A 26637-nucleotide genomic window follows, 5' to 3' on the forward strand; every position below is an offset into this window, starting at 1 on the left:
GCATAAAAGAAGATGGACAACACCTAAGTTCCGTCATATTTTCGGCAAGGTCTTAGGGGGCTCGATGCCCCCTGGGACCTTTGGTGAAGATGGCATAAGACCGTCGTTCGCCATATTTTCGGCGTTCCAAAGATACGTTATATTTTTCTTTTTTGCAAGCATTTATCTCTTTTTCCAAAGATTTCTCCCGGGCTGTTCGCCTCTATAGACATCCATCGGACATTTCATTCCTATGCTCATATGCGGTCGTCTGTAGTTGTAGAAGGCTATTGCCTTGGAGATTTCCATATTGGCCTGGTCATAATCTCGGTACATCTCCTGCTGGTAAATCCACTCAACCTTAAAGGTTCCATTCGTCCTTTCCGCCACGGGATTGTCCGTAGGATTGTACCGTTCTGTCATACTAACCCTGATATGGTGGCACATAAGAGTTTCAACATATAGGTGGCAGGCATATTGCGAACCTCTGTCAGAGTGGTGTATCGTTCCGCAGAGGTTGCCTCCTCCGGCTGCCTTAACTGCCATTAGCAATGCCTCCTTCGTATTTATAGCCTCCATGGTTTCGGATAAGCACCAGCCTATGACAGCATGTGAGTAAACATCTGTAATGAGATGGAGGTACAGGACGTTGCCGTAAATCCAAACGTAGGTTATGTCGGCTGCCCAAATGTGGTTAGCATACATTGCCGTAACACCTTGTACAAGATTAGGATACTTCCTATAAGGATGATTGGAGTCCGTTGTACGTCTTCGCTTGTTCTTGGGAAGCATAAGTCCTTCTGAAGCAAGTAGTTTTAAGAAGGAGTCGCGACCATGAGTAACATCTTCACCTAGCTCCGACTTGAGGAGGACGTGCAGTTTCACACCGCCTATCCCGGGACAGCAGGCACGATAGTAGAGTACATTGTCAACTATCAGTTTACGCCTTTGCCGCTCAGAAATCACAAGCTTGCTGCTTGCGTAATACCACTGGCGTTTCTTGCCAAACAGCCCACAGAGGAATTCCACGGATACACCGGGAAACTCCTCACGCAGCGCCGTTACTGTTTGGCACCATCTTTTTTTAAGATGCTGATACCCTCCTCGGATTCGGCTATCTCTATGAGTTTCTCATAGGCACGGCTGCGCATCTTCTCCAAAGACAATGCGTGTTGGAGGTTCACTATCTTCTGGCGCAATATCTCATTGTCTGTCAAATTCGTTTCTTTATGAGCCATACGATACCTCTGGATTACTTCCGAGGGCAAAGATAACGATTTTGAATCAACGGGCCAACGTTTCAGCCATTGGAACATTGAACCACTAGACACATTCCACTTACGCAATATGGACGCTTGAGAAGCACCGCTAGAATAATAATCGATTAACACTTGCAGCTTGAACGAATACGAAAATTCGCGCGGGGTTTTACGTTTTGTCATAATTTCTTACTTTTTTTATAGTCAGAATTGTGACAAGCTAAATCCGTATAAGACAAATTTAGGACATTATTGAACTTTCCCCTGTCTCCGGAAAGGATTTTCGCATCTTCAACGCCCTGGGCAAATAAAGAATATGCTTGTTCTTTGTATTGCCCGAACAGGCAGGTGTTGATATGAGTTCATGGCGTATGGGGATTAGTTGTTAAATTGCTAAATAACCAACCTATATAATTGAATATTTCCGATGGCGTTCATTAGGAAAAGAACCAAAGTGGTTTTCAATGGTCGATTTGAACTAAATATAGGTCTCAAGAAATTTAATCTCACCTTTTATTTGCAGTTTCGTTGCCGTGGCAGGCAACAGTATTGATTCTCCCTCGCGGAAAGAGATTTGCTGTTGCTCGTCATTTATGATGTGCCCTTTGCCTTTCAATCCGATAAGAATTACGAAAGAATCGAGTTGGGAATAATCCAATTCCATCGGCTGTGAGAGTTCATAAACGGAAACGGTGAAGTAAGGGCATGATGTTAGTTCAGTCCTCTGCTCTTTAATGGGTTCATAATTTGTTCGATAGTCGTCTTCCACCGTGAAGTTGATACATTCCGCAGCTTCCTCCGTATGAAGTTGCCGATAGTTCCCTTTCTTATCTTTTCGCTTGAAGTCGTAAATGCGGTAAGTTATATCGCTGGTTTGCTGGATTTCCGCCAAGAAGCAGCCGGAACCGATGGAATGAATCCTACCCGGGGGAAGAAAGAATACATCACCTTCTTTTACTTTGTATTCACGAAGAGCTTCGGTAATCGAGCCATCGTTCACCATGGTTTTATACTCATCGGGCGTAATTCTCTTTTTTAAACCACAGTAAAGAGAGGCGTTCTCTTCGCTATTCATGATGTACCACATTTCTGTTTTTCCACGTTTTAACCCTCTTGCCTGTGCCTGTTCATCGTTGGGGTGCACTTGAATGGAAAGTTGTTTGCTGGCATCAATGAACTTTATCAGCAGTGGAAACTCATCCCCGAAACGTTCATAGTTTTGTTTGCCTAAGAGCTTGGTCTTCAAAAGTTTCGTTAGCTCATTGAGTTGTTTTCCGGCGTACTTTCCATTGGTTACAATACTTTCGCTACCCTTTACGCCGGATATTTCCCAACTTTCACCAACCATTGATAAATTGTCGTTAAGTTGCTTGAAAGGTATTATTTTGTTGCCACCCCAAAGCACCTGCTTCAGTTGCGGACGAAATTTCATTATTTCCATTTCTTTTCTTTAATTTTTATTGTTTTTCTACGGAATCAAGCATGTTAATAATCTCGCAGGCAGACTTTATGCACTTTGACAGACTGTCGTGGCTGACAAAGTGATAATGACTCTGCAACGTCATTTGCAAATATATAAAAAAAAAACTTGCGACGGTTTGTTTTCTATATGTTTTTCTGATTAAAGAGATTTTAGCGCACCCCATCCTTATTATTCATAATTATTTATTAACTTTGTACCCTAAAGCATTTGTCAGATTATAAAAGAAAAGCCGGATTACCAACAGATGGATTTTAGTGAAGTCATAGGACAAGAAGAAACCAAGCAACAGCTTTTACAGTTGGCACAAAGCAATCGCGTGCCTCATGCCTTGTTGTTTTGTGGACCACGAGGTAGCGGAAAGATGGCTTTGGCTATGGCATTTGCGAGTTATCTGCTTACACAATCATCCATGTCGCCGGAGAATTCCAAAGCGATGTTGCGCAATTGGGAACATCCCGACCTGCATTTCACTTTCCCTACCATCAAACTTCCCGGCATGAGTTCCGAACATCAACCCCTCAGCAGCGATTTCGCGAAGGAATGGCACGAACTCGTCATGAAAGGAGCTTATTTCACGTTGAAACATTGGATGAGCACCATGGGTGCCACTACCCAACAAGCCATCATTACCGGAGCGGAGAGCGATGAATTGTCTAGAGTGTTGTCGCTCAAATCGAGTCAGGGCGGATACAAAGTGTCTGTTATCTGGCTTCCCGAACGCATGAATTTGACTTCTGCCAACAAGTTGTTGAAATTATTGGAAGAGCCTTCAGAGCGAACTTTGTTTCTGATGATTAGCGAAGAACCGGAAAAGCTTTTGGAGACTATCATCAGTCGCACACAACGCATTGATGTGAAAAGAATTTCCGATGATGCCATCGAACAAGCTTTGAGAGAGCGGCGTGGACTTGACGCTGAAACGGCTCGACGATTGGCGAGAGTTGCGCATGGTAATTGGTTGAAGGCATTGGAACTGCTGACCACCGAGAACGAAAACATGGAATTCTTAAAGATGTTCCAATCGCTGATGCGACTTTGTTATATGCGTGATGTCAGTGAATTGAAAAATTGGAGTGAGACTGCGGCTGACTATGGACGCGAGAAACAACGGCGCATGCTGCTCTATTTTCAGCTACAAATAAGGGAAAACTTCATCTATAACTTCAAGAATCCCGACTTAAACTATATGACTGCGGAGGAAGAAAACTTCGCAAAGCGTTTTGCACGCTTCATCAACGAGGAAAATGTCATCGAAATCAACGAGCTTTACGGCAACTCCTATCGAGACCTTGGTCAGAACGCTAACGCCAAAGTGGTATTCTACGATATGGCACTTAAAATGATTGTCTTGCTGTTAAGAAAGTAATTTACACATATATATTAAACAACATATACAACCTTGCGAATCATGCTTGGAGACTTGCATGGAAAGAGGTTTCCCAAATTAAGACGATGGACTATAAAAATATGAAATTCAAGATATGGAACGGCTGCGATCGCGGTCTGAGCCACTGTGCCTGTGGGCGACAAGATAAACAACTGAACACGTATGACTGGTTGGAAGATGTTCCGGGCAATACTGATACTACCGATTTGGTAGAGGTGCAATTCAAAAATACGCGCAAGGGCTATTACCACAACGTGAATAACCTTGAACTGCATAAGGGAGATATTGTTGCCGTAGAATCGAATCCCGGCCATGATATCGGGGTGGTTACTCTCACGGGAAAGCTCGTGAAGTTGCAAATAAAGAAAGCCGGCAACATTAAATCGCCGGAAGATATTAAACGTGTATATCGTTTGGCTAAAGACGTGGATATGCAAAAGTACAAAGAGGCCAAAGCACGAGAACATACCACCATGATAGAAAGCAGGCAGATTGCCAAGAGCTTGGGCTTGAAGATGAAAATCGGCGATGTGGAATTTCAGGGCGATGGCAACAAGGCCATTTTCTATTATATAGCGGATGAACGTGTGGATTTTCGTCAGCTTATCAAAGACTTGGCAGCAGCTTTCCATGTGCGAATAGAAATGAAACAGATAGGAGCGCGGCAGGAAGCCGGACGAATTGGCGGTACGGGACCATGCGGACGAGAGTTGTGTTGCGCGACTTGGATGAAAAATTTCTCCAGTGTATCTACCACAGCTGCTCGTTTCCAAGACATCTCGCTAAATCCAACTAAACTGGCGGGAATGTGTGCCAAACTGAAATGCTGTCTGAACTACGAAGTGGATGATTATGTGGAAGCAAGCAGAAAACTCCCGGGCAAGGACGTGCATTTGTTCACCATTGATAATGAATATTTCTTGTTCAAATCTGATATTCTCAATGGGTTGTGCACTTATTCCACGGATAAGAATCTCGCGGTAAACCTCGAAACCATTTCTGCTGAACGAGCAAAGGAAATCATCGAAATGAACAAGCAAGGCGAAAAACCATTGTCTTTGCTGAACAATGGGAAGGCAAAGCCTGCGAAGAAACCAATCGACTTGTTGGCAGGTGCGGACATCAGCCGGTTTGACAAGGAGAAAACGACAAGGAAGAATAGCGGTAAAGCCAGAAATGGAAAGCAACGCCGAAACAACGGTAACGCACAGTGGGCAGATGAGCGGCGACAGAACGCGCGTGCTAAAGCCAGTCAGGAACGAAACGATATTCGGCAGACCGGAAACAACAGGCAGGGCAATTACAGAAAAAATAACAGAAGAAAAGATAACAACCAAGGTTCACAAAGTAAACCGAAAAATGAAGATTAAGGTTCTTACCTTTTTATACATATCACTACTCTTGGGGTTCGCGGTGGGTGGCAGCTCATGCTCCGACCGAAGAACCTACGACCATTATGAGAGCCGCCCCATAACAGGGTGGGAAAGGAACGATACCGCTACATTTAGGATACCACGTCAGTGGGAAGGAGATTATAGTTTGGATTTAGGACTAAGGACCACTATTAAATATCCATACAAAAGCATTTGCCTCATTTTGGAAGGAAAAGTTATACCTGCCGGGAAGCACAAGGATAGTGAAACCTTTCAAAAAGAAATCGTTTGCAGAGTAGTAGATGACAATGGACTTTTAATGGGAAAACGTGGCATTTCAAACAGTGAAATACTGAACCACGCGACCAATTTAAGTCTCAATCGCGGCGACTCTTTGTTTCTAACGGTCAGGCACATCATGAGTCGCGAGCAATTACCCGGTATCAGCGATGTGGGCGTCAGATTGATAAAAATAAGATAAAATCGAAGTTTGTAACGTTAAACCTTGAAAATCAGTGTCCTAACACTCGCTTTTAAAAAGCTAAGCTTTTGTATGTCAATCCCTAAGCTATTACGAAACATCGGTTGTCAATGAGAAGTGTTAAGCGTTTTTCTTAATTGGAAATCGAAAAATAATTGGCGTGCAGTAGAATATTCACACGAAAAAACTGATACTTCATGCAAAATGTCAGTCCTGAAACATTAGTGAATGCCACCGGCGTTTTATTGTCTGATGAGGTTTCGTCCAGCGTCAATACGCAAGAAAATAAATAAGAGTATCGTAAACCCCCATAACGATGAACCGCCATAACTGAAAAATGGCAGTGGAATACCAATCACGGGAGTAAGTCCGAGTACCATCCCCACATTGATGAAGACATGGAAAAGGAATATTCCGGCAACACAGTACCCATACACTCGTCCGAACTTAAAAGGTTGTCGCTCGGCTACGTGCATCAGTCGCAAAACCAATGCTAAAAACAAGAATAGAACCGCTGCCGATCCCAAAAATCCTTCCTCTTCGCCCACAGTGCAAAAGATGAAGTCGGTGTCTTGCTCCGGTACAAAATTTAATTTGGTTTGAGTACCATTCAGGAATCCTTTTCCTTGCAAACCGCCTGATCCAATTGCTATTTCGCTCTGGTGGACGTTGTAGCCTGCTCCTGCCAAATCTTCTTCCAAACCTAAAAGTACATTGATGCGTACCCGTTGATGGGGCTGCATTACATCGTTGAGCACGTAGTCGGCTGAATAAAAGAATGCGATGGAGCCAATTGAAAAAAGAGCAATGTATAAATAATTGGGAAAACGTGTCGTCATGGAGTTGAAAATGAGATATGCGATGAGCAAGGCCGACACGATAAGTTGTACCCATACAATGTCGAATGGGATGACGAATTTAGAAAAAAGCAAGAAGCCAAGGGTGGTTCCCAAGATAACCATCAGCATCTTGAATGCTTTTCCATTGTCGCGCATATATACCCAGACCATCCCCGTACTGAATATTTGTACCAAGAGCAAGACAAAGAACTTTCCTGATGAGGTTGGTGTGCCCCATAGCATGACGGATTCATATTTTATGCCTACGACAAAGTAAACAATCATGGCAATACCGGTAAAGAGTATGGAACCCGGCATACCTTCTCGGTAGAACATCAAGAAGAAAGAGAGATAGACAAGAGCCGAACCGGTCTCGCTTTGTCCTATGATGCACAACATGGGAAGTACCACAATGCCACAAGCTGCAGCGAAATGTTTCCAATTGCTCATCGTAAAGCCATACGATGACATGAACTTGGATATGGCTAAGGCTGTGGCAAACTTGGCAAATTCGGCCGGTTGTAGCCTTATCGGTCCTAAGACTATCCACGAACGCGAGCCTTTTATGGAGTGTGGATTGAATATTGTAAGGAAAAGGAGTAGCACCAATAGTCCGTAAATGACGTATGCGAAAGTATCGTAAAGTCGGTCGTCCATCATCAAGAGGACAAAACCCAAACAAATGGAGGTTCCTATCCAGATAATTTGCATTCCCGATCGAGAACTCAATGAAAAAATATCAGTATCGCCATAAGTATAACTAGCCCCACAAACGCTCAGCCATCCAAAGATGAGGAGGGAGAGATAAATACCTATCGTCCACCAATCCAATGAACGTATGATGCCCGGTTGCTTGTTTGTCTTATAGTTTTTTGCCACTATCTTTTCGTTGTTTGTTGTTTATAGAGGAACGCACCTTGAATGTCGCGTAGAATTCACTTGTAATCCGATGTCTCTGGGGTGTTGTTGCTTCGGCTTCTTTAGTGATTGGGCGGTAGTGTATGACTCTGTCCTACCCAATCATCGTTTTGGCGTGGAGTTACGTGTGATTCTTTGCTGAAGAAGTACGTTCTTTCTTCTTTCCATTGTCATTTTTATCTTTATCCCTCTCCCGTTCTTTCTCGTCCGTTCTGGGTCTCGTGTCTTCATCCATGCGAATGATTGGATCGTTCAAAGGTTGATTCTGATTTTCTTCTTCGTCGGCATCTTTCTTCGCTTTCAAAGCTTTTTTGTGTTGAAGCTCGGCTCTTCTTTGTTTTTGAGCTTCTAGCTTAAGTGAGTCTTTTATGAAATTGATACGCTTAATGGAGTCTAAACGGATGGAATCGGCATGGCTCAACGGACGTTTGAATGGATAACTGATGTGGCGTTTTTGGATATCATTCGCCTTTTTTGCATCACTTTCCGTTAATTTTCCATTGAGATATTGTTCTATCATCAACGAACCGATAGGTACACCATAAACGGCTCCAAAGCCACCATTTTCCACATATACGGCAATGGCTATCTTGGGCTTGTCCACGGGAGCAAATCCCATGAATACGGAGTGATCCTTTCCTCTGTTTTGAGCTGTTCCCGTCTTACCGGCAAGTGAGTATCCGGGATGCACCGCATGAGCGCAAGTTCCGCCTCTCACCGATGATGTCATGCCGGCAACTACCTCTTGATAGGCTCGTACACTCCCTTTTGTCCTGTGTTTTAATATGTATTTTTTGTCCAGCCTCATTCCACGTATTTGCCTGACGACATGTGGTGTGATGTAATATCCGCGATTGGCAATGGTCGCTCCGAGATTGGCAATTTGCAGTGGTGTCAGGTTTACCTCGCCTTGACCTATTGAGATGGAGATGACTGTAAGCGGATTCCATTTGCCAAAGGCATTATCATAAAAATGTGCGTTAGGAATCATTCCTCGCTTTTCTCCCGGTAAATCAATTCCTAATTTATATCCGAATCCCATTGAGACCATATAGTCGCGCCAGGTATCCATGGCGATGTCAAGACTTTTGTATTTGCGTCTGTTGGACAACATGTGGTACAATCCCCAACAAAAATATGCGTTGCACGATGTGCTCAATGCCGGTACGATGGAAACCGGTGAGGGATGTCCGTGGCATCCAACGTGAAGTCCCCTGTAAGAGAAACCATGCGGACACGGATATTTCGTCGAGTCGGTGATAATTCCTTCCGTATAGTAAGTAACCGCCTGACTGGTCTTGAATGTGGAGCCCGGCGGATATTGTCCCATGATGGCTCTGTTTAGTAATGGCTTTGCGGGGTCGAGAGTTAAAGTTTGTTGATATTTTCCCCTCATTTTGCCTATCATGTCTTGAGGATCAAAGGTGGGCGATGAAACCATTGCCAAGATTTGACCGGTCTTAGGTTCTATAGCTACGATGGCTCCGAGTTTTCCTTCCATCAATCGTTCACCGAGTGCTTGTAAGTCGGCGTCTAAACCTAATTGCATGTCGTTCCCGGGACGTGGTTTTTGGTCGAATTTCCCTTCTTGGTATCGTCCTTTTATTCTGCCGTGGGCATCCCGAAGCAGAATTTGCACTCCTTTTTGCCCTCGCAAAATTTTCTCATATTCTCGTTCGATGCCCATCTTTCCTATGTAGTCGCCCGGTTGATAGTAATCGTCTTCCTCTACATCGCTTTGACTTACTTCTGCAACATCACCAAGAACGTGCCCAGCAATGGGAAGTTGGTATTGGCGAATGCTTCGTTTTTGTATGTAAAAGCCGGGAAAGCGATAGAGCTTTTCTTGGAACGCACTAAACTCTTTATCGCTGAGCTGACTTAAAAAGAGTTGTTGTGTAAAGCGTGAATAGCCGGGATTCTTTTCCGTATCCTTAATATCATTCATGCGCCGAATGAAGAACTGTTTGGAGATGTTCAACGCTCTGCAAAATTCCAAAGTATCTAATCTTCCTTTTTCCTCATTCATCACCACCATAATGTCGTATGCCGGCTGATTATAAACCAATAATTTGCCCTTGCGATCGGTTATTATGCCACGTGATGGAAATTCTATCTTTTTCAGAAACGCATTGGAATCGGCTCGTTTTCTGTAGTCATCGCTGGCTATCTGCAACGCGAATAAACGAATAACGTAAATGACAATGATTGCGATGGCAACGCCACTGAGAACAAGACGACGCTTTTCTAAATCAAAGTTCTTCATGAGCGGTTTCTTACAAGTTCAACAATCATTACAAGAAATAATGTCATGGCTGTGCTCCCCAGAACACAAGAGAGCCATTCTAATATGTTGAAAAAGCTAAATAGCTCCAAAGTGAAGAAACATACATTATAGATGAGCGTGAGGATTGTGGCATACCAAAAGTATTGCATAAGCCCAAGTGAATGGAAACTTGGGCGAAGATCTTCTCCACTATCACGAGGGATAAACGGACGGAGAACAAATGGTTGCAAGGTTGCTATCAACGTCATGGAACCGGAAGCTACGCCGGGCGTATTTGAGAAAGTATCAACGACAAGTCCCAAGAAGAATCCACACAAAATCATTGCCCATTTGGGATAATTGCGGCGATAGAGCAATACAAAATAAACGTAAAGCAGTGGCGTGGCAACGCCGAACAAGTGAATGTGGTTGAGTACAAACACTTGAGATAATACCAAAACAATGAACCACAACGAGTTCTTTAGAAAATCTATGCTCATCTTTTATTTCAAAACCGCCTGTTTCTTACTCCTTTCTTCCAGCCCCAAGGAATCCGTATCTCATTCGGTGGGCTGACTTACACCATCTCCTAATTTCTTAATGGAGTCTTGTGCCGTAATCATCATTTTCCTTCGTTGGTGAAGAATGGCATCATCAATGACACAAACATCGCGGAGGTTGCCGAAGTCTGTGGATAATTGAACTGCCACTCGAAACGATAGACCATCGTCTGAATTATAAACATGCTTCACTTTTCCAACCAAGACACCTGCGGGGAAGATAGAAGAGTAGCCACTTGTTACCACTCTATCACCAAGTTTGAAGCGAGCGTGTCGAGGAATATCATCCAAATAAGCCACATCGCTTACTCCACCTGACCAATGTAAGTAGCCGAAATAATCTCTTCCTTGTATGGCACAGCTGATGTTTGACCTTGCGTTAAGAATTGGGATGACAACAGAATAGTGTATGCCTACAAGGTAAACCGTTCCGACCACTCCATTGCCACACACAACGCCCATGTCGCGCTTTATGCCGTCCCAACTTCCCTTGTTGATTGTTATGAAATTTTCCGATTTGTTCAGGGAATTAGATACAACCTTCGCTTCAATCAGGTTGAAAGGTGCCAAAAAACGATACTGACCTTTTGAAAGATATTTGGGATCGCGTGTCTTTTCATAAAGTTCTTTGGAGAGTTCGTGAACCTGCTGTTCCAAAATGACATTTCTTCGTGTCAGTTCTTTATTTACTTTTCCCATGGTGAGATAAGATCCAACTTTTGAACTCATCTCGTAAGTTCTACCTGCCAAGATGTTGGCTGAAGTGAACCAAACGCTGCCCTGATAGTTGTTAAATCGGAACAACAACACAATACTGACCACTTCCAAGAAGAAAAAAAGAAGCCAGTGCTTATTTTTTCGAAGAAATTCAGCTAAATTGTGCATTACGAATGATTACTGACAGCCCTGATTATTGAACCATTGAAATGTCAGTTGGCATTTCAATGGTTGGCTAATGAGAGCCGTCAAATGATTATCTCATCAAGAACGAGAATCTATCCACATTGTTCAGCGCGATGCCGGCACCTTTTGCCACGCTATGCAAGGGATCTTCCGCAATATGGAAAGGAATGTTTATCTTGTCCGTAAGGCGTTTGTCTATTCCACGCAGCAAAGCACCACCGCCACTGAGGTAAATACCATTCTGAACAATGTCAGCATATAATTCCGGAGGTGTGTTCTCAAGAGCAGAAAGCACGGCGTTCTCTATCTTTGCAACCGTCTTGTCCAAACAGTGAGCTATTTCCTGATAGCATACGGGAACTTCCATGGGAAGAGCCGTGATGCGGTTCGGACCATGTACAACATAATCCTCCGGAGCTTCTTCTCCTAAATCGGTCAGTGCCGACCCCACATGTACTTTGATGCGTTCTGCCATGCGCTCACTTACTTTTACATTATGCTGACGACTCATGTATTCTTGGATGTCCGCTGTTAAATCATCACCGGCAACGCGAATAGAATTGTTACAAACAATGCCACCGAGAGATATTACGGCAATTTCAGTGCTTCCGCCACCGATATCGACTATCATATTCCCTTCCGGAGCCTCCACATCGAGTCCCATCCCAAGAGCGGCTGCCATCGGCTCAAAAATCAGATATACATCTCTTCCGTCGGCGTGTTCCGCAGAGTCGCGAACGGCACGCAGTTCCACTTCCGTAGAACCTGACGGTACGCCAATGACCATGCGCAATGTTGGGGAAAACAAGCGATTGCCGCTGTGAACCATCTTGATAAGACCGCGCATCATTTGCTCGCATGCGGTAAAATCGGCAATCACACCGTCCCGAAGCGGGCGAATGGTGCGAATGTTCGGATGTTCCTTCTCGTACATCATTTTGGCATCTGCTCCAACCGCTATCATTTTGTCGGTACGGCGGTCGAGTGCCACCACTGAGGGTTCATCTACTACGATTTTGTCATCACTGATAATAATCGTGTTGGCTGTTCCCAAATCCATTGCTATCTCTTGGATAAATGAAAAAAATCCCATTCTTTATTATTGATTAAAGTGTAGAAACTGTTTAAATCCGTTCAACGGATGATTTGTTTGTTACATAGTGGGCGGAATGTACTCGCCATCGGTGTGCTCATTTCGCAAACCAATTATGGATTGCCGTGTCGTAGTGGCTGCTGACGCCAAAAGCATGCTCGGCAAACATCTTCCGGTCTTCGATGTCTGTTTTCGCTCCTTTTGTGTTTAAGAGTTGTAAGAGCACGGGATATTCCGCTTTGCTCGGAACAATTACAACGTCCTTGAAGTTCTTGGCGCCGGCACGAATCAGCGATATGCCTCCAATGTCTATCTTTTCAATGATATCTGCCTCGCTTGCTCCACCGGATACCGTCTGTTCAAATGGATAGAGATCGACGATAACCAAATCGATTTCCGGTATTTCGTATTCTTTTACTTGCTCTTTGTCGGTTTCTAAATCGCGTCGAGCCAAAATGCCACCAAAGATTTTAGGATGTAACGTTTTCACCCTTCCACCCAATATGGAGGGGTAGCCTGTTACATCTTCTACTTTTTGGCATTCGTAGCCTAATGATTCGATAAACTGTTGTGTACCGCCCGTACTTAAAAACTTTACTCCTTCAGAGTTTAATTTTTTCAAGATGTCTTCCAATCCGTCCTTATGGAAAACTGAAATAAGCGCGGTCTTAATTTGTTTTGTTCCAGCCATCTGTTTGAGATATTTGCTTTTGATGTGCAAAGATACAAAAAACCAGCGTCTAAACAATATTTTTAGTCCAAAAAAACTTAAATCTTGCAAGATTATTCAGCAGACCGGTTTCAACGCCTTTTTACCTATTTATTGCGTTTAATGGCGAATGATAGTTAAGTAGATGTGTATGTCTTATATTCGCAATATAAGCCAATGAGATGTTTTCGGGGGGTGAAGTCGATTTGAAATCTTATTTTTCTGTTTTGTGGAAATTTGCAATCTGTCATTCGACTTGCGCTGTCTAAGGGACACCTATGAGTCTATTCAACTTTTTTATCATCCGGTTTTGCTCCTCTGACACTTTTCAGTATCTTTGCAAAATGAATTTCACTCAAGCTGTTCTCGATTGGTTTGCCATCAATGGTCGCGATCTTCCTTGGCGGAAGTCCTCCGACCCATACACCATTTGGCTTAGCGAGGTCATATTGCAACAAACGCGCATAGTGCAGGGGCAGGCGTATTGGGAGCGTTTCATCGCTCGATGGAAAACCGTTGATGAACTGGCGAATGCTACCGAAGACGAGGTGTTGCGAGAATGGCAGGGATTGGGATATTACTCGCGCGCACGCAATCTTTATAAGGCGGCGAAGCAAGTCGTAACAATGGGTTCGTTTCCCAAGACGTTTGAGGAGTTGAAGCGGCTTAAGGGGGTGGGGGATTATACTGCTGCCGCCATAGCCTCTTTTGCTTTCAACGAACCTGTGGCTGTGGTTGATGGCAATGTCTTTAGAGTGCTTTCTCGCTATTTTGGTATTGAGACCCCGATCGACTCTGCACAGGGAAAGAAGGATTTTAAGGTGATGGCTCAGGAATGTTTGGCAAGGGATTGCCCGGCAGAATATAATCAAGCCATTATGGATTTCGGCGCTCTTCAGTGTACACCCGTTTCACCAGATTGCAATGTCTGTCCACTTGTTGAAACCTGTTATGCCCACGCTCATCATGCTATCGATAAATTCCCGGTCAAAAGTAAGAAAATTGTGCAGCGTGAACGAAAGCTGGTCTATGTATATATAAGGTATAATGACAGTACGGTTATACATCGTCGCGGAGCAGGCGACATTTGGCAAGGATTGTGGGAATTTCCGACTTCCGAAGCACTTGATTTCCCCTTCTCTGAGCTAAGGCTCATCAAGCGAGGAATAAAACATCTATTGACTCATCAAATCATCTTTGCCGATTTTTATTTGTGGGAACCTTTCTGTCGTCCCAATCTTCCGTCCGGCTATAAATGGGTGAAAGAGGACGAATTGGGGAACTATGCTTTTCCCAAACTGCTTCAGTTGCTTGCCAATTCTCTCTGATTTGTTTGTGTAAAAGTGTTAATCAATCGTAAAAACATAGTGTGAATGTCTCTCTTTTTTATCGTGAGTTTTCTTTCAAAGAGAAGAAAAACTTACTCGTTCTTTTCCTTTTATCGCTTAATTCTTATGAACTACGTGTTAAAAACTCCATATAAATTCTCAAATAGGATAAAATAAAAGAACTAAACACCCATCTTTTCGTTGCGTTTGTTGAGCTTTTGAGCAGCAAAAGCTAAGCTATTGGTTTTCAAAAGCTAAGCTATTGCATAGTCAAGAAACTGATGTGTTTTATAAATTTCTGAAAATCTGATAGTTAAGAGAATACAGAGCCGTTCCGTTCTTTGAAGTTAAGGCGGTCTTCTTCTAAAAATAATCAAATCTTGAGGTTAATGAATGTGAAAGTTTCCTTTCTATTGTTTTGTCCATTCTCACAAAATTCAGGTTCACAACCAATCTTTTCAAGAAAGCAGCTGTATGAATTGCTTTTCTTTTCTTGTTCTTTAAGAACTCTGTTATGCTTTATCCGGTGAAACAATGGGAACTTTTGGAACGCCATTCGCTGCTCTATCGTTCCCATGTTCAATTCTAATAGGCGCGAACCGGCTTTTGTAGATAGACCTCTTTTCGGAAACTTTCTCCGAACCGGTTGGTAAAGATAACTGAAATTTTCCTTGTCCCGACTTTCGGTCTTGCCCTGAAAAGATGTGCAGTAACAATTTTCTCGTTGTTCTCCTTCTTGTCTATGGTCTTGAGATATTCCTCATCTTGATCGCTAAATTGTTCCATCCTTCCCATGGGCTTATCATCGGCAAGCCATTCCACTTTGCACTGTTTGTCATAGTCCCATACATTTGCCACGAAATAGGGCTTTTGTGTCCGAAAAGTACCCGGGCGATAAGTTTTGAACTGATAATTGCTGCTTTTCGAGGTACATTTGTAGTGCCACTTCACCTTTTCTCCGTCTATCGTAACTACGAGGTAGCCGTTGGGAGCACCACAGCGGTTTACCCAACTTTCCCACCAAGCTCCGCAGGTTGCTCCGATGTTGTGCTGGTAGAGGTGGTTGTTGAGCTCCACGTTTTTGAACAAATGAGTGTGTCCGCAAAAGACATGGACTTTGTAATCCTTCAATATCTTCACCAGTTTGTCAGCGTCGCTGATGTCGCCCTCTCCCGAAAGGTTGTTCCATCCTGCTGCGTGCATGTTCAGAAATACCGTGGTTCCGGTGGGGACATAGCTGAGGTCGTGCCTTATCCAATTCAGAACGTGACTGGTAAGTTCGGCGGTATAACCTTTGCTTCCTTTGTAATTGATGCTTTTTATGGTTATGACGTGAATTTTTCCGATGTTAAAGGAATAATTCGTAGGACCGAAATACTTGAAATACTGATGTTCGCCGAAATGAGCCGAGCCTTTCGGCATATTGTTCAAATCTTGGTATTTTCTGTCGAAATCATGATTCCCGATACACTGAAATACTGTCATACCCATGTTTTTCATGGAATTTTTGTAGGGTCCGAACAGTTTCATCTTGTCCCAAACCAAATCTCCTAATGTCATACCCACCACTTCTTGTGTGTCGTTGAGCGAATCAACAATATTTTTGATGTCGGGAATCGCTTCCTGCGTCCATCTCTTCATGTCGTTTCGGTTTCTCACTTGAGGGTCGGACATGGCAATATAAGCAAAAGCATCTGTTTTGCGCTTCCGTTTCTTTAGTGAAAATTCGTTGATTTCTGTTCTTACCGCTTTTTTGATGGGAATATAGAATCCGGTTGCCAATTCATCTTTTTGTGGCAGTTCATAATCAGCCGGAGTGGAGATGGCTATGAACTTGCTTTCCGTAGAATCCGATTCGAGTTTCCAAACACCATCCTTGTCTGTAACAGTAAAGTGCACTCCGTCATTCACCACCACATTGGGAATGCCCCTGCCCTTATCATCTTTCACGATGCCACGCAGCTTGAAAGAGTAAGAAACTCCGGTTGTGGCTGTGGCATAACAAATTAATGAAATTAGGAGCATTGTGTCAACAAATAAATTTCTCATATCTCATTTTGTTGGTTCTTACTATTGATATAAATAAGGTGTCGATGTGTGGAATGTTTTCGGTCGGGACTACCGGAAAGCATACTCCCTCCGTGAAAACCAAGAATAAAAAACCGTTCCTTTGTGCTGAATACATAATCGTAGTTTTTATTCAGTGCAAAGGAACGGAAAGAATGTTGCAATTTCGCTAACTCGATATAAAGAGAGTGTTTAATTAAAATGACAAGTGCGTTAATGGCTTGTGAGTGGTCGTCCAATGCAGCCATTAGGCTGCTGAATATGAAGCATATCGCAAATTGTCGGAGCAATGTCGGAAATGGTTGTAACTTCCGAACTGCTTCCATGTTTTACGTTCCATCCATAGAGCAGAAAGGGAATGTGCGTGTCGTATGGATTCCATACGCCGTGTGTTGTGCCCGGGTCTTTTCTGCCGTCCTGCGATTCATAATAACCCGGTGAAGGAATAATTTGTATGTCGCCACTACGCTTTGGATAGTATCCCATAATGATTCTGTTTTTGATGGCGGCAGGAATAAATCCGGCATTGATGTTCTTAAAATCAACGGCATAGTCGATTCCCGGTTGCGCTTGGAGATAGTTTATAATGGTAGTTTTTACTTGCTCCTCATTCATTTTGGCAGCCTTTAGAGCATTGTGGTCGAGATAGATACGATAGTCCATGATGTCTTTTATTGCTTTGATTTTGCAGATATTATTTATGCCTTTGACAAGAGCCGAATAATTCAACCGCCCGGCAGGGATATGATGTCCTGTCATGAAGTCGGCGTTGTGGGCTGCCCCATGATCGGCAGTGAGGAACGCGAGATAATTGCCCCGTCCTACTGTGGCGTCAAGTTCTTGAAAGAGTCGTGCCAAATCCCGATCAAGTACGCGGTAGGTTTCTTCTGTGATCCTTCCTCGTGTACCGTATTTATGTCCAACATAGTCGGTGGACGAAAAGCTGATGGCAAGGATATCCGTTGTTTCTCCTTGTCCGAGCTTTTCATTGCGCAAGACCGCAATTGCCATATCCACCGTCAGTGTGTTGCCCTTTGGGGAGGTGCGGATGTCTTCTTTCGGATTGATGCACTTTTCCTTGTTGAACAACTCTACCCACGTCGGTAGCTTTTTCATGTAATAGCTGCTGGTGATGAATTTTCCATTCTTCACGTCGTACCAATAGGCAGCGTTGGCAGTATGTCCACCCGGCAGAATGGCTCCTCGGTCTTTTATGGAAACGGATACGACGCGCGACTTGAAGTCGGTGGCTGTTCGGAGCTGGTCGCACAGGGTGGTTACCTTAAGATAGTGTGGCGACATCTTGCCGGTGTCGCCATTGCTCCCAATGGAGGCAACGCTGTCGTCTTGCGTACAATAGACAGGCTTGTCATTAACGTAGAAGTTGTTCCCCGCTATTCCGGTGATGCTCGGTACTGACCCAGTGTAAACGCTGGAATGTCCACATGCCGTAACGGTGGGAGTGTATTGGATGTTCATGTTGTCGTAGCTGAACCCCTCATTCATCATGCGCTTGAAACCGCCTTCTCCAATTTTGTCGTAGTAATAATAAAGATAATCCCATCGCATCTGATCCACGATGATGCCAATTACCAATTTCGGACGTTGAACGTCTGAGGCACATCCTGTGCTAAACACGAATAATGCTGCAATAAATAAAAATATTTTCCTCATTCTTCTCGTTTTTTGATTTGCCACAAAGGTAAATTATCTACGTGTCAATACTATTAATAATTTATGAATAATAACGCAAAAGGTGAGAAAGTTTCCCCTTATATATTAATATGTGTGGGAGTATGTTCTTTGAGACCATTTGCTTTTATTTATGAGCGACAGAACGTCGAGAAGAAAAATCAGGATGAAGAAGGTGGAGCAAAAATGCGAACAGTATGAAAATAAAATGTTGAAGAATGAAATATAAGTCTTACAACATGGACAAAATATAACCGATATTTACTTTTTTTTGACGATAAATTGCGGAAAACTTGAAATAAAGCTACTTTTTTTGCGTTGATAACAATAAAAATAAGTACATTTGCAAGGAGGAAATAAAAATGAATAAGGAAACAGCAATCGGTTCACAGTTGAAAATATGACAGGGCAGCCTCGAGAACAAAACAGTAGAATTGTCGTTAAAATGGATATGGAAACGATGTTGCGAATTTTCATTCCAAATTAAAAAGAAAGGAAATAAACAAACTAACAAAGTAAAAATGATAACAGACTCGCAATATAAATAGCAATGAAAAATGGCTTGAAATTAACAGTTAAAAGTTATTAATTGTAGCCTTAGTTCTTCTATAATTGCTATCTTTGCCGTGAATGTGGATAAAAACAAAAGCTCAAAAAGCCGAGTGATTTTCCAAATAGTTTATAATCAATAAGATATTTACAATTCAATTCATTAATAACTAAAAATTAAAAAATTATCAAATTATGGCAACTACACAACAGAAAGCAGCCCCAAAGAAAAAATCAGAGGGCTTCAACGGAGTTAGAGGCGCATTTTGGATCATTGTCGTTTGTGCAGTCGTAGCATTCGTATTGTTCTTCACATGGTTCGGAAATGACATGCACTTCCAAGATCCCGGCACAAGAGAAAATCCAGCTGACGTTTGGGGTACAATCTTCAAAGGTGGCGTGGTCGTTCCCGTTATCCACACATTGTTGCTTACAGTGCTCGCAATGTCTATTGAGCGTTGGTTGGCTTTGAAAACCGCATTTGGTAAAGGTGCACTTCCAAAATTCGTTACCAACATCAAGGCAGCTTTGAATAGCAATGATATCAATAAAGCTAACCAGCTCTGCGATCGCCAGAAAGGTTCTGTTGCAAACGTTGTAAAGGCTTCTTTGAACGCTTACAAGGATATGGAATCAGGTGCTAACGCAAACTTGAAGAAAGCTAACAAGGTAGCAAAGATTCAGCAGGCTCACGAAGAGGCAACTCAGCTCGAAATGCCTACATTGACAATGAACCTCCCCATCATCGCTACCATCGTTACGTTGGGTACACTTACCGGTCTTCTCGGTACTGTAACGGGTATGATCAAATCGTTCTCCGCTCTGTCCGCAGGTGGTGGTGCTGACTCTGCCGCTCTTTCTGCTGGTATTTCAGAGGCGTTGATCAATACTGCATTTGGTATCGCTACATCTTGGTGCGCAGTGGTTTCTTACAACTACTTCTCTAACAAGGTGGACAAATTGACATACGCACTTGATGAGGTTGGTTATTCTATCGCTCAGACATACGAAGTAAACCACACGGAAGAAGCTTAATTTTTTGCTAACCCTTTAAAAATTTTATCGCTATGGGTAAAGTAAAAATTAAGAAAGAAGACGTCTGGATTGATATGACTCCTATGTCGGACGTTATGACCTTGTTGCTTACCTTTTTCATGCTCACGTCCACATTCGTGAAAAATGAGCCGGTGAAGGTAAACACCCCGGGTTCTGTATCCGAGATGGTCGTTCCGGAAAATGGTGTCTTGACAGTCCTTATAAGCCCTGAAAAGGGTGCTGACGGTAAACCGACCGGTGAAGGTCAGGTATTTATGAGTTACGACAACACAAACGAGTTGAGCCAAATTCTTGATGCCATGTCTGTAACACTTACAGATCAGCAGAAGAAAACATTTTTGACGGAATCAACATTTGGCGCACCGCTTGATCAATTGGCAGCTTACTTATCTAAGCCTGTTCAAGCTCGTAACGAGGCACTCCCCAAAATGGGTATTCCTCTCGATAGTATCCAAGGTCAGGAAATGACAGAATTTCAGCAGTGGGTGAACGCAGCCCGCAATGTCAATCCTAAAGTGAGAATTGCGCTGAAATCCGATGCTGACACTCCGTATGGAACAGTTAAAAAGGTAATGAGTGAACTCCAAGATATGGATGAGAGTCATTACTACATGATTACGCAGTTGGACGCAAAAAAGGCTGCACAAGCCAAGGAGGGTAAATAATGGCAAGAAAAGAAAACAGTAAACAGAAAAAGATGAATGTCCGCGTGGACTTCACTCCGATGGTTGATATGCTTATGTTGCTCATTACCTTCTTTATGTTGTGTACAACTTTAAGTAAACCGTCAACAATGGAGCTGACCATGCCGAGTAAAGACATAAACCAACCCGACGTTAAAAAGAACGAGGCTAAGGAGTCGCATTCTATTACTATTTTTATCGGTGATGGCGACAAGATGTTTTACGGTGAGGGTAAACCTCAGCTTACCAATCCTGATTGGTTGAAGCCGGCTGATTGGAGCACAGGGAAAACCGGCATTCGTTATGTTCTTCAACACAAAGAAGTGGATGAAGGAAGAAGCGTTCCTTATGAAGATTTGCACATCGCAATGCAAGAACTTCAGAAAAAGAAAGCTGCTAACGAGGCTGCTTATCCGGACAGCATTTATCAAGCCGAAGTCGCAAACATCAAAATGGGTAATATCAATGGCAAGAAGGTACCTACGTTGACGGTCATCATTAAGCCAACAGATAAAGCCGCTTATCGTCATTTGGTTGATATTCTCGATGAAATGCAGATTTCATACATTGGAACTTATGTCATTGATAAATTAAGCGCAGAAGAAAAAGCCTTGCTTGAAAAGAAAGGGATACAAGCTTAAATCCGCAATGATGTATAACAATTAAAGAAAAAAAACAATGGCAAAAATAGATCTATACGATCCTAAATGGGTCGAAATGGTATTTGCTGACAAGAACAAGGAATACGGAGCATACCGCCTTCGTAAGACTGTCTCGCAGCGTAATATCAGAGCATTGGCTATTCTGCTCGTTGCTGCGTTCATCGGTGGAGGTTATCTTGCATGGCAGATAAAAAAACACAATGATGAATTAGCAGCTCAAGAAGCTTATGCCGCTAAGATGGAACTTGCTGCGCTTGAGCAAGCGAAGAAAGAGCAGCAGAAACGTAAAGAACAACAGAAAAAACCGGAACCAAAGAAAATTGAGCCGGAGAAGATTGTTCCCGAAACGAGAGCAACGGTGAAATTTACAGCACCTGTCATCAAGGATGATAAAGATGTTAAGGAAGAAATGCCACCAATGGTGAAAATGAATAAAGAAACCAAAGCGGTTGGTTCCGAGACGAAAGAGGGTGTAGAAGATAGAACCATTATTGCTAACAAAAGTACAGTCGCTACTCCGGAACAAATTGTTCCGAAGATAGAGAAACCGGTTCAGGAAGCTCCAAAGGTAGAGGCTCCCAAGGAAGATATCGAAAAGAAAATCTTTACCGTAGCCGAACAGATGCCTTCATTCAAGGGTAATGTGAACCAATGGCTCTCTTCGCATTTGCAATATCCGGCAGTTGCTTCTGAGAATGGTATTCAAGGAAGGGTAATCGTGAAGTTTGTAGTCGGACGCGATGGTAGCGTTAGTCAGGCACAAATTGCTCGCGGTGTAGACCCGGCACTTGACAGAGAGGCTCTTCGTGTTGTAAACAGCATGCCGAGGTGGAATCCGGGTATGAACAACGGTCAGCCTGCTAACGTCTGGTTTACGCTTCCTATTACCTTCAAGTTGCAGTAAGCTCATCAGAGTATGAAAAGAACTATATTCTACTTTTTCGTAGGATTGATACTATCCTCGGCTTTTCTCTCCTCATGTGGGAAGAGGAAGGCTAAGGATGGTAGAACAGATACACCAACGTCAGGGACGATTAAATTCGCCTCTGACGAAAGTTTTAGTCCGTTTATTGAGGAGGAATTACAAGTTTACCAGTATCGTTATCCGCAGACGCATTTGTTGCCCATTTATACGGACGATAATACCGGTATGAAGTTGTTACTTGACCAAAAGGTCAATCTTTTCTTTACTTCTCACGTCTTGGAGAAAGGTGAAGAAGCTATTCTAAGAGGGAAAGGACCCATTCCTTCTGTATTTCCTATTGGCTATGATGGGATAGCTTTCATAATCAATAGAAGCAATACCGACTCTTGCATCACGGTAACCGATGTCAAGAGATTACTAAAAGGAGAGGTTACCAAGTGGAATGAACTTTATCCAAAGTCCGATAAAGGGGATATTGAGATTGTTTTTGATAACAAGGCATCTGCAACACTTCATTTTGTTGTAGATTCAATATTGGATGGGAAAAATATTAAGAGTAAGAACATCGTGGCTGCACAAAATAGTAAAGCTGTGATAGAATATGTTCATAAAACTCCTAACGCTATAGGTGTGATTGGCTCTAACTGGCTTAATGACCGACGAGACAGCACAAACACCACATTTAATAAAAATATTCGCGTAATGGCGATTTCTAAGACGAGCAAAGCATTTGATGATAATAGTTGGCAACCCTACCAGGCCTATTTACTTGATGGGAGATATCCGTTTGTGCGAACGATTTATGCTATCGTTGCCGATCCTCATAAAGCACTTCCTTGGGCTTTCGCAAACTTTATTTCCGGACCGATAGGTCAGAAGATAATTTTTAAGAGTGGTCTTTTGCCTTATAGGGGAGAAATTAATATTATCGAGGTGAATAATGTGAAATCTGAATAATTCTTAATCCATTAAACTTATAACTACTTAATCCATCTTAATTATAACGCGTAGAAGTTTGATTATCGAATAAAGTTATGAAAATGAAGAAATATTTATTAGTAGGTGCCTTGATACTAAGTTTATCAACACCTGCATTGGCTCAAGATGACAGCTATAAGGCTGCTCTCAATCCTATTATTAGTGCATTTGAAGCTGCACCCAATGATCCGAAGGCGGCTAAAGATTTAATTAAGTCTTATAAGAAGGAATATAAGAAGAATGAAAAGGCTCTTGTGGCTTTGGGTAACGTTTATTTGGCTCAGCGAAACTTTACTGAGGCAACAAACCTTGCTAATATGGTGATAAATAATAAGAAATTGAATGGTAGTGAGGGGTACTTGCTTCTTGGAGATATCGCAGCCCTTGAGGATAGTATCGGTAATGCCGGAGCTGCTGCCAGCCACTATCAAACGGCTATCAGTCTTGATCCTCATAATATACAGGCTTACGAACGTTATGCAAAAGTATATCGCCATGTAAATGCTGATGTGGCTGTGCAAAAGTTGGAAGAACTCAGAAAGGTAGAACCTAATTATCCCGTGGAGGCAACTGCTGCTGAAATTATGTTGAATGATGGTAAGTACGAAGAAGCTCTTAAGTGGTTTAATAAGTCTCAACTTTCTAATCTTACAGAAGATAACTTCTATAAATATGGCTACACGGCGTTTATTCTCCAGAACCATGACAAGACTTTGGAGGTAGTTAAATCCGGTTTGCAAAAATTCCCTAATAGTGAGTATATCGCACGTGTGGGCATGATGGCAGCGACAGAAAAAGGAAGTTATCAAGAGGCAATTACTTTTGCCAACATCATGTTTGCGGGAAAGGGTAAAAAAGTAGCAAATGATTATGCTGTTTATGCTAAGGCTTTGTGCGGTATCAAGCAGTTTGAACAATCTTTGGCTAATTTCCGTAAAGCAATGGAAATGGACAAAGAAAATCTTGAACCGTTAAAGGGAATTGCCGATGTGTATTCTGCTCAAGGAATGGAAGATAAGTCATTGGAGACCCAAATGGACTACTTGAATAGGAGTTCTAAAGCTAATTCCAACGATTGGGCTAAATTTGCGCAAACATTTATCGATAAAGCAGAGAAAACTGCTGATAAAGCGGAGAAGCACGATATTCTTGTCAAGGCAATAGCTGTATATGAGCAAATGATAACCAAGTTTCCATCCATCTCTGATTGGATTTGGTTGAATGAGGCAAACGCTGCACAGATGGATAATGATGCAGATAAAGTAGCTGAAATTTATAGGAAAGTCGCTGCATACGAAGAAGGAAAAACGACGCTTACTTCAGAGGAAAAAGGTTATCTTGAACAAGTTTATTATGGATTGGGATATTATAATTCCAAGAAGGGTAATAAGGAGATTGCAGACGATTACTTTAAAAAAGTATTACAAATCAATCCGGATAATGAATTTGCCAAGAAGGCACTTGGTATGTAATTCCTGTCAAATTTAAATTTCTAAAAAAGGCGATGACTAATAATGCATCGCCTTTTTTATAATTATAAAAAATCCTTTCCGACTATACGTGAAAAGTTCAATAATTTCCTAAATTTTCTTCATTCATCTGTCCAAAGCTTAGCTTTTACACCACAAAAGCTTACCTTTTGCAATACAAAAGGTCATGAATTGGAGCGCAAAAGCTAAGCTTTTAAATTGCAATTAATATCATCTTGATTATCAATGGATTACGAAGTATCTCTCGGATGTAGTTTTTGTAATATAATTTCGTGGTGTCGGGCAGGTAGAATGTTCGCTATCAAGCGTCTGTTTACCATTACCTGAATACGAATTGGAAGCATAAGGAAATATGTGTTATTCTGCATTGGAACAAAATATGCCAAGTCTCATGATTTGATTCAACTTTGCGTGGGGGTTACACAACTATTTGAAACATCGTTGGGAAAATAAAGGATTTCTCACTGTCATATAACACTGAGAAATCCTAATGATCGATTTGGATTAAAATGATTTGGGCTGTGTTGGTATATCGCAATGTGCGATGAAATAATAATTTGGTAGTGCCTCTTTCATTATTTGCTGAATATTTTTCGTGTTTTCGGGAAAAAGTTTAAATGTTTCTGTGTTTGTTGCTATACTATTGATATTTCTAAGTTTGTGTGCAGTATGGCACCAATGATCCTGAGCATTTTCGTTTTGTCTTTTGTTGTGTTCGGGACAACTATCCATCTCCGTTCCGCTATTTCAATTTGATCGTTCCAGACTTTGCTTGTTGTAATCAAAGCCCTATTCCCCCATTTTAGCTGTTTGCGCATAATATCTTCTATACCTATTCTTCTTATTGTCTCAAGATAGATTTCTTGTGTATTGCCATTGCAAACATAAATGCCATTGGGAAATTTTACTAACAACTTTTCTTTCTTCCTACTTCTCTTTTCCTTGTTTGGAGCGTCTTGTGCTTCAAAGTCTGTTCCTATCTCAATGGTCAGTCCTAAAGATAGTTGTTCGTTGATGGCGCGCAGTTGTATATATTTACAGTCTGTATTTGCTTGTGTGTTCACGTACCAACCATTGCATAGAGGTTTCATCCATTCCTTGTATTTAGGATAAATTTCCTTTGAAAGCAGTGGCAGGTGGCATAACTCCATTTGTATTTTGGGGAAGTTTTCGTCTCCAATCTCATTGAGCACTGCAATCATAGTTGCTGTGCAGTTCTTGTGGCAAAAAGTCTTTCCGTTCGGAAACGTTACTTTTATAAGTTTTCTCTTTGCTCTTATTCTTTGGCTTTCCTTTTCCATATCCTTGTTTTATATTTATAGCGATGTAATGCTTGTTAGTCGTCCCTCAAGAACTCGACTTACAACCAGCAAATGGTATTGGATAACACCTTTGTTTCGTTAAAGTTGGAATCCACTCCCTGAATACTCCATTTTATCATGGTTCGAATAAGGCACAAAAGAAACCGCATGGCTCTTTTGAAGTTGAATGCAGCCGCAGCGAGCATCACGTTGATGGCATCACCCAAGAGACCCTTGTAGAAGTTCCTCCCCAATCGATGCTCTGCCTTGCAGTGCCCTATGACAGACTCTATTCCTGCTCTCTTGCGGAAGAACCTTTGTTTTTTCTTTTTCTTGTGTGGCGAGTCGCTTGCCTTGGGAACGCCGGGTATCATGATGTTCGTCTCTCCGCACGTTTCCTGCCCGCGATACCCTCTGTCCCCCGCGAGTCTCTCGATTTCCCCGGCATAGCTTTGGCGCACTTTGAGATGCTCTGCATGAGCCACGTCGCGGCAGAAACCGATGATTTTATTCAGGAGTTTCGAATCGGTGGGGAACGTGACGTTCTTCTCCTGCACGGTAGAGTCGATAAAGGCTGTCTGCTCGGTGTCGGACTTGCGTCCACGACCGTCCTTGCCGTCATTTCTGTTTTCATTCTCTTTCCGCTTGTCGTCAAG

General features: G+C 42.5%; 22 protein-coding genes and 2 pseudogenes (1 of these 24 running past the window's edge). 10 read left to right on the plus strand and 14 right to left on the minus strand.

Features of this window, described 5'->3' with window-relative positions:
- Positions 1–162: 162 nt before the first annotated feature.
- From E0E16_RS01000 to E0E16_RS01010, 3 genes are all read right to left on the minus strand, one after another.
- A complete protein-coding gene (locus E0E16_RS01000; RefSeq protein ID WP_240048166.1) occupies positions 163–1008 on the minus strand; it encodes an IS3 family transposase in 846 nt (281 codons plus the stop codon).
- Between the two features lie 32 nt (positions 1009–1040).
- Positions 1041–1421 (minus strand): hypothetical protein, encoded by a 381-nt coding sequence (locus E0E16_RS14075; protein ID WP_130828438.1) that lies wholly within the window; start codon positions 1419–1421, stop codon positions 1041–1043.
- Between the two features lie 295 nt (positions 1422–1716).
- Complete coding sequence (locus E0E16_RS01010) at positions 1717–2679, minus strand: type I phosphomannose isomerase catalytic subunit (protein WP_130828439.1); 963 nt, start codon at positions 2677–2679, stop codon at positions 1717–1719.
- 286 nt (positions 2680–2965) lie between these two features.
- On the opposite strand from E0E16_RS01010, the gene E0E16_RS01015 reads away from it, so the two are divergent.
- The 3 genes from E0E16_RS01015 to E0E16_RS01025 all read left to right on the plus strand — a co-directional run bounded on the left by E0E16_RS01015 (position 2966) and on the right by E0E16_RS01025 (position 5962).
- A complete protein-coding gene (locus tag E0E16_RS01015) occupies positions 2966–4087 on the plus strand; it encodes a DNA polymerase III subunit (protein ID WP_130828440.1) in 1122 nt (373 codons plus the stop codon).
- Positions 4088–4173: 86 nt separating this feature from the next.
- Positions 4174–5478 carry a PSP1 domain-containing protein gene (locus tag E0E16_RS01020; RefSeq protein WP_130828441.1) on the plus strand — a complete coding sequence of 435 codons (1305 nt, stop codon included), beginning with the start codon at positions 4174–4176 and terminating at the stop codon, positions 5476–5478.
- Entirely contained in the window at positions 5468–5962 is a 495-nt protein-coding gene (locus E0E16_RS01025) for a gliding motility lipoprotein GldH (RefSeq protein ID WP_130828442.1), read from the plus strand. The genes E0E16_RS01020 and E0E16_RS01025 overlap by 11 nt, the downstream gene beginning before the upstream one ends.
- Positions 5963–6204: 242 nt before the next feature.
- On the opposite strand, the gene rodA is transcribed toward E0E16_RS01025, so the two are convergent.
- The 6 genes from rodA to E0E16_RS01055 all read right to left on the minus strand — a co-directional run bounded on the left by rodA (position 6205) and on the right by E0E16_RS01055 (position 13232).
- A complete protein-coding gene (gene rodA, locus E0E16_RS01030; protein WP_130828443.1) occupies positions 6205–7680 on the minus strand; it encodes a rod shape-determining protein RodA in 1476 nt (491 codons plus the stop codon).
- A 160-nt stretch (positions 7681–7840) separates the two neighbouring features.
- Complete coding sequence (mrdA, locus tag E0E16_RS01035) at positions 7841–9985, minus strand: penicillin-binding protein 2 (RefSeq protein ID WP_130828444.1); 2145 nt, start codon at positions 9983–9985, stop codon at positions 7841–7843.
- Positions 9982–10485 carry a rod shape-determining protein MreD gene (gene mreD / locus E0E16_RS01040; RefSeq protein ID WP_130828445.1) on the minus strand — a complete coding sequence of 168 codons (504 nt, stop codon included), beginning with the start codon at positions 10483–10485 and terminating at the stop codon, positions 9982–9984. The genes mrdA and mreD overlap by 4 nt, the downstream gene beginning before the upstream one ends.
- A gap of 60 nt (positions 10486–10545) precedes the next feature.
- Positions 10546–11430, minus strand: a complete 885-nt coding sequence (gene mreC / locus E0E16_RS01045) for a rod shape-determining protein MreC (protein ID WP_130828446.1) — start codon at positions 11428–11430, stop codon at positions 10546–10548.
- Positions 11431–11518: 88 nt separating this feature from the next.
- Entirely contained in the window at positions 11519–12541 is a 1023-nt protein-coding gene (locus E0E16_RS01050) for a rod shape-determining protein (protein WP_130828447.1), read from the minus strand.
- Between the two features lie 97 nt (positions 12542–12638).
- Positions 12639–13232, minus strand: a complete 594-nt coding sequence (locus E0E16_RS01055; protein WP_130828448.1) for an IMP cyclohydrolase — start codon at positions 13230–13232, stop codon at positions 12639–12641.
- Positions 13233–13594: 362 nt separating this feature from the next.
- Here E0E16_RS01055 and mutY point away from each other — a divergent pair, with 362 nt between their 5' ends.
- Positions 13595–14578: an A/G-specific adenine glycosylase gene (gene mutY / locus E0E16_RS01060; protein WP_130828449.1), complete on the plus strand. Its 984-nt coding sequence runs from the start codon at positions 13595–13597 to the stop codon at positions 14576–14578.
- A gap of 585 nt (positions 14579–15163) precedes the next feature.
- Here the strand turns inward: mutY and E0E16_RS01065 are convergent.
- Both E0E16_RS01065 and E0E16_RS01070 read right to left on the minus strand, forming a co-directional pair.
- Positions 15164–16627, minus strand: a complete 1464-nt coding sequence (locus E0E16_RS01065; protein WP_255418089.1) for a calcineurin-like phosphoesterase C-terminal domain-containing protein — start codon at positions 16625–16627, stop codon at positions 15164–15166.
- A 231-nt stretch (positions 16628–16858) separates the two neighbouring features.
- Positions 16859–18319, minus strand: coding sequence for an alkaline phosphatase family protein (locus tag E0E16_RS01070; RefSeq protein WP_130828450.1), 1461 nt, complete (start codon positions 18317–18319; stop codon positions 16859–16861).
- A 762-nt stretch (positions 18320–19081) separates the two neighbouring features.
- Between E0E16_RS01070 and E0E16_RS01075 the strand changes: the two genes are divergently transcribed.
- The 6 genes from E0E16_RS01075 to E0E16_RS01100 all read left to right on the plus strand — a co-directional run bounded on the left by E0E16_RS01075 (position 19082) and on the right by E0E16_RS01100 (position 24662).
- Positions 19082–19921, plus strand: a complete 840-nt coding sequence (locus E0E16_RS01075) for a MotA/TolQ/ExbB proton channel family protein (RefSeq protein WP_130828451.1) — start codon at positions 19082–19084, stop codon at positions 19919–19921.
- Between the two features lie 32 nt (positions 19922–19953).
- Positions 19954–20607 carry an ExbD/TolR family protein gene (locus tag E0E16_RS01080; protein ID WP_130828452.1) on the plus strand — a complete coding sequence of 218 codons (654 nt, stop codon included), beginning with the start codon at positions 19954–19956 and terminating at the stop codon, positions 20605–20607.
- Positions 20607–21266 carry an ExbD/TolR family protein gene (locus E0E16_RS01085; protein WP_130828453.1) on the plus strand — a complete coding sequence of 220 codons (660 nt, stop codon included), beginning with the start codon at positions 20607–20609 and terminating at the stop codon, positions 21264–21266. Before E0E16_RS01080 ends, E0E16_RS01085 begins: the two co-directional genes overlap by 1 nt.
- A 37-nt stretch (positions 21267–21303) precedes the next feature.
- Positions 21304–22191 (plus strand): energy transducer TonB, encoded by an 888-nt coding sequence (locus E0E16_RS01090; RefSeq protein ID WP_130828454.1) that lies wholly within the window; start codon positions 21304–21306, stop codon positions 22189–22191.
- Between the two features lie 12 nt (positions 22192–22203).
- The gene (locus E0E16_RS01095) at positions 22204–23169 is read left to right on the plus strand and encodes a PstS family phosphate ABC transporter substrate-binding protein (protein WP_130828455.1); all 966 of its coding nucleotides are present in this window, start codon (positions 22204–22206) and stop codon (positions 23167–23169) included.
- A gap of 77 nt (positions 23170–23246) precedes the next feature.
- A complete protein-coding gene (locus E0E16_RS01100; RefSeq protein ID WP_130828456.1) occupies positions 23247–24662 on the plus strand; it encodes a tetratricopeptide repeat protein in 1416 nt (471 codons plus the stop codon).
- A 653-nt stretch (positions 24663–25315) separates the two neighbouring features.
- Here E0E16_RS01100 and E0E16_RS01105 read toward each other — a convergent pair.
- From E0E16_RS01105 to E0E16_RS01115, 3 genes and pseudogenes are all read right to left on the minus strand, one after another.
- Positions 25316–25981 (minus strand): hypothetical protein, encoded by a 666-nt coding sequence (locus E0E16_RS01105; RefSeq protein WP_130828457.1) that lies wholly within the window; start codon positions 25979–25981, stop codon positions 25316–25318.
- 59 nt (positions 25982–26040) lie between these two features.
- Positions 26041–26421: pseudogene (locus tag E0E16_RS01110) on the minus strand (transposase); the annotation flags it as partial.
- 212 nt (positions 26422–26633) lie between these two features.
- Positions 26634–26637, minus strand: a pseudogene (locus E0E16_RS01115) (transposase) (its annotated part continues 536 nt past the right edge of the window); the annotation flags it as partial.

Source organism: Prevotella rectalis (assembly GCF_900607215.1).
Lineage (GTDB): Bacteria > Bacteroidota > Bacteroidia > Bacteroidales > Bacteroidaceae > Prevotella > Prevotella brunnea.